This is a genomic window from Rhizobacter sp. P2_H2 (genome assembly GCF_056403375.1).
The window spans coordinates 1-4,394 of record NZ_JBFUFP010000427.1 but is presented as its reverse complement, the minus strand read 5'-3'; the positions used below and the strand labels follow the sequence as shown (position 1 = coordinate 4,394).

Genomic DNA, 4,394 nt, shown 5'->3' with positions numbered 1-4,394 from the left:
CTTCAGCACCTTGCGGCGCACCGCGCGGAAGTATTCGTTCGACGCGAGGTTGACGATCACCGGGCTGGCATCGGCCGCGAGGCGCTCGTTCAGGTGCTCGGCCAGCGTGTCGCCCCAGTAGTCGTACAGCGTGGCGCCGCGCGGCGTCTGCAGGGCGGTGCCCATCTCGAGCCGATAGGGCTGCATGCGGTCGAGCGGGCGCAGCACGCCGTACAGGCCGGACAGGATGCACAGGTGGTCCTGCGCCCAGGCCAGGTCGGCGTCGCTCAGCGTCGGGGCCTTCAGGCCGTCGTAGACATCGCCGTCGAACGCGAGCGCGGCCGGGCGGCTGTTGGCGTCGGTGAAGCGCGGGCTCCACGCGGCATAGCGCTCGACGTTGAGCGCCGACAGCGGCTCGGACAGGTGCATCAGCGCCGCGATGTCGGCCACCGACTTCGTCTTCAGCACCTGGATCAGCTCCGCCGAGCGGGGCAGGAAGGACGGCATCGTCGGCTCGTGCGCGGTGCGCAGCGGCGTGTCGTAGTCGAGGGTCTTGGCGGGCGAGAGCAGGAACAGCATGTAGCCGGTCAACGATGCAAGAGAAAGACCCGAACTCTATCGAATCGGCGCTCACACTTCGTTTCCAGGTGTGCCCGCGGCTTCGGCAGCATCAACCAGAATCAACGGAAATCGCGGCTGCGTGCAATGAGGCCGCCCAACAGCGGCGTGTGGTCGATCATCTTRACCGCCAGCAGGTGCATCACGTCGCCCTGCCGCTGCCACTGGCCGTAGACCGTCAGCAGCCGCGCAGCGAGCAAGGCCTGGCGCTGGGTCTCGAACACGCGCGGCCAGACGATGATGTTGACGGCGCCGGTCTCGTCCTCCAGCGTGATGAAGACCGTGCCCTTGGCGGTCTGCGGCCGCTGCCGGTGCGTGACCAGCCCGCTCGCGCGCGCCAGCCGGCCGTCGGGGTAGCCGCGCAGCACGGCCGCGGTCTGCACCTGGAAGGCCTCGAGCTGCGGGCGCAGCAGCGCGAGCGGGTGGCGCTTCAGCGTCAGCCCGAGCGCGTGGTAGTCGGCCACCGTCTCCTCGACCTCGGCCGGCGCGGGCAGCTGCAGCGCGGGCTCGTCGATGCGCGTGCGGCGCAGCATCGCGGTGGGCCGCGTGTCGATGCCGGCCACCGCCCAGGCGGCCTGGTGGCGGTGGCCGCTCAGGCTGTGCAGCGCATCGGCCTGCGCCAGCGACTGCAGCTCGTGGCCGTTCAGCTCGGCGCGCCGCGCCAGGTCTTCCGGGTTCGCGAAGGCGCCGCGCTCGCGGGCCGCCACGATGCGCTGCGCCGCCGCCTCGGACAGCCCACCGACGCGGTTCAGCCCGAGCCGCACCGGGCGCAGCCCATCGCCCGGAGCGGCCTCGTCGAGCGGCCACTCCAGCGTGCACTCCCAGTCGCTGCACGCCACGTCGACCGGCCGCACCTCGACGCCGTGCTCGCGCGCGTCGCGCACCAGCTGCGCCGGTGCGTAGAACCCCATCGGCTGGCTGTTCAGCAAGGCCGCGAGAAACGCATCGGGGTGGTGGCACTTGATCCAGCTGCTGTTGTAGGCAAGCAGCGCGAAGCCGGCCGCATGGCTCTCCGGGAAGCCGTACTCGCCGAAGCCCTCCATCTGCTTGAAGATGCGTTCCGCGTACTCGAGCGCGTAGCCGTTGGCGACCATGCGGCCGACCAGCCGCTCGTGGAACGGCCCGAGCCCGCCCTTGCGCTTCCACGCGGCCATCGCGCGGCGCAGCTGGTCGGCCTCGCCCTGAGTGAAGTCGGCGGCCAGCATCGCGATCTGCATCACCTGCTCCTGGAAGATCGGCACGCCCTTCGTGCGCTCCAGCGCGGGCCAGAGCGGCTCGGGGCAATCGATCTCCGCGATCGGCAGGTTGCGGTTCTTCAGGTAGGGGTGGACCATGCCGCCCTGGATCGGGCCGGGCCGCACGATCGCGACCTCGACCACCAGGTCGTAGTACTTTCGCGGCCGCAGGCGCGGCAGCATGCTCATCTGCGCCCGGCTCTCGATCTGGAACACGCCGATGGTGTCGGCCTGGCAGATCATGTCGTAGGTGGGTTCGTCGCCCTCGGCGATGTCCTGCATGCGGAATTCACGGCCCTGCTTGTGGCCGATGAATTCCAGCGCGCGGCGCAGCGCGCTGAGCATGCCGAGCGCGAGGATGTCGACCTTGATGAGCCCGAGCGCGTCGAGGTCGTCCTTGTCCCACTGCACGACGCTGCGCTTGTCCATCGCGGCGTTCTCGACCGGCACCAGCTGCTCGATCTGGTCGCGCGCGATCACGAAGCCGCCCGGGTGCTGGCTCAGGTGGCGCGGAAAGCCCACCAGCATGCCGGTCAACTCGGCCCATTGCCGCACCACCAGCGAATCGGGATCGAAGCCGTTCTCGCGCAGGCGCTCGCGGCTGATGCCGCGGCCGTCGAACCACTGCTGGCTCTTCGAGACGGCGTCGATGCGCTGCAGGTCGATGCCGAGCGCGCGGCCGACGTCGCGCACCGCGCTGCGCGGCCGGTAGCTGATGACGACCGCGGTCAGCGCCGCGCGGTGGCGGCCGTACTTGCCGTAGATGTACTGGATGACCTCTTCGCGGCGCTGGTGCTCGAAGTCGATGTCGATGTCGGGCGGCTCGTTGCGCTCGGCGCTGATGAAGCGGCCGAACAGCAGCGTCGCGCGCTCGGGATCGACCTCGGTCACCTCGAGGCAGTAGCACACCAGCGAGTTCGCCGCACTGCCGCGCCCCTGGCACAGGATGTCCCGCGCGCGCGCCCAGCGCACGATGTCGGCCACCGTCAGGAAGTAGGCCTCGTAGCCGAGCTGCTCGATCAGCGCGAGCTCGTCCTCGATCTGCTTCGAGTGCGCCGGCTTCAGCCCGTCGGGAAAGCGCTTGGGCACGCCGGCATAGGTGAGCCGGCGCAGGTGGGCGATCGGCGTCATGCCTTCGGGCACGACCTCGCGCGGGTACTCGTACTTCAGCTCGGCGAGCGAGAAGGTGCATTGCGCGGCCAGCAGCAGCGTGTTGTCGAGCCACGCCGGCTCGTAGAGGCCGGCCAGCCGGCTGCGCGAGCGCAGGTACTGCTCGGCGTTCGGCGCGAGCCGCAGCCCGCATTCGGTGAGCGGCAGGTTCAGCCGCGTCGCGGTCAGCGTGTCCTGCAGCGACTTGCGCGAGCGCAGGTGCATCAGCACGTCGCCGGACGCGACCACCGGCAGGCCGACCCGCCGCGCGACCTGCAGCACGATAGCGAGCAGTTCCTCGTCGCCGGGGCGGTGCAACCGCTCGAGGGCCACCGCGGCCCGTTCGTGGAACCAGGTCTTGAGCCACATCGCATGCGCGAACACCGTCTCGAACGGCTGCGCGGCATCGGGCACCAGCAGCGCCAGGCACTCGGGCAGGCCGGCCAGCGTGGGCGCGTCGGGCACGCCGCCTTCGAGGTCGGACGGGTGCGCGAGGTAATGCCCCTTGTCGGCGCGGCGCCGCGCGACGGTGATCCAGTGCGACAGGTTGCCGTAGCCGCGGCGCGTCTGCGCGAGCAGCACGAGCCGGGCATGCGGGTCGCCCGCCGGCAAGGTGAGCTGCATCTCGCTGCCGATGATCAGGTGCAACTGGCGGCGCCGTGCCTCGACGTGCGCGCGCACCACGCCGGACAGCGAGCACTCGTCGGTGATCGCGAGCGCCGCGTAGCCGAGGTCGGCGGCGCGGTTCACCAGTTCCTCGGGGTGCGAGGCCCCGGTGAGGAAGCTGAAGTTGCTGCGGCAGTGCAGCTCGGCATAGGGGGGGAGCATCGCGGGATGAATACTGTGCTTTCATACAGTATATGGACATATGAACCGCCCCACCGGCGACAAACGCGTGCCCGGCACACGACAGAATCGATGACCCCCCGACGAGGCCACCCGATGCCCCACACCACCCCTTGCCTGCCACGGTTTCGCACGCTGTTCATCGCGGTGACGGCCGCCACCGCGTCGTTCGGCTGCGCCTACCCGCGCACCATCCACGTCTACGACGAGGAATGCCAGGTCATGGCGCGCCAGATGGTGCTCGACGTGGCCGACGTCAATGCCGGCCGCTCATGCAGCACCAATGACTGCATCACCCAGCTGGTGGGCCACGCCGCCGTGCTGGCCGCCTCCACCGTGATCTCCGGCAGCATCGTCGTGACCGGCAACGTCGTCTACTGGCTCGAGAAGAAGCGCAACTGCCGGCCGAAGGCACCGGCATCGACGCCTGCCTCGGCGCATGGCGTGATCCAGTCCGCCTGAAGGGCCGCGTGCGGCAAGGGGCTTGGAGGAAGGCCGACAATGGCGCCCTTCCCCGCTTCGACGACTACGCGAAAGCCCATGAGCGACACCACCTACCCCGACACC

3 protein-coding genes are annotated in these 4,394 nt (G+C 70.0%); 1 reads left to right on the top strand and 2 read right to left on the bottom strand.

Annotation, left to right across the window (positions count from 1 at the left end):
* Both AC1D15_RS19585 and AC1D15_RS19580 read right to left on the bottom strand, forming a co-directional pair.
* Positions 1–558 (bottom strand): YaaA family protein (locus tag AC1D15_RS19585; protein ID WP_477827293.1); only part of this gene is annotated, 558 nt, incomplete at its 3' end.
* 101 nt (positions 559–659) lie between these two features.
* Entirely contained in the window at positions 660–3,809 is a 3,150-nt protein-coding gene (locus tag AC1D15_RS19580; protein ID WP_477827292.1) for an error-prone DNA polymerase, read from the bottom strand.
* A gap of 114 nt (positions 3,810–3,923) precedes the next feature.
* Between AC1D15_RS19580 and AC1D15_RS19575 the strand changes: the two genes are divergently transcribed.
* Positions 3,924–4,289, top strand: coding sequence for a hypothetical protein (locus AC1D15_RS19575; protein WP_052211236.1), 366 nt, complete (start codon positions 3,924–3,926; stop codon positions 4,287–4,289).
* Positions 4,290–4,394 lie beyond the last annotated feature (105 nt).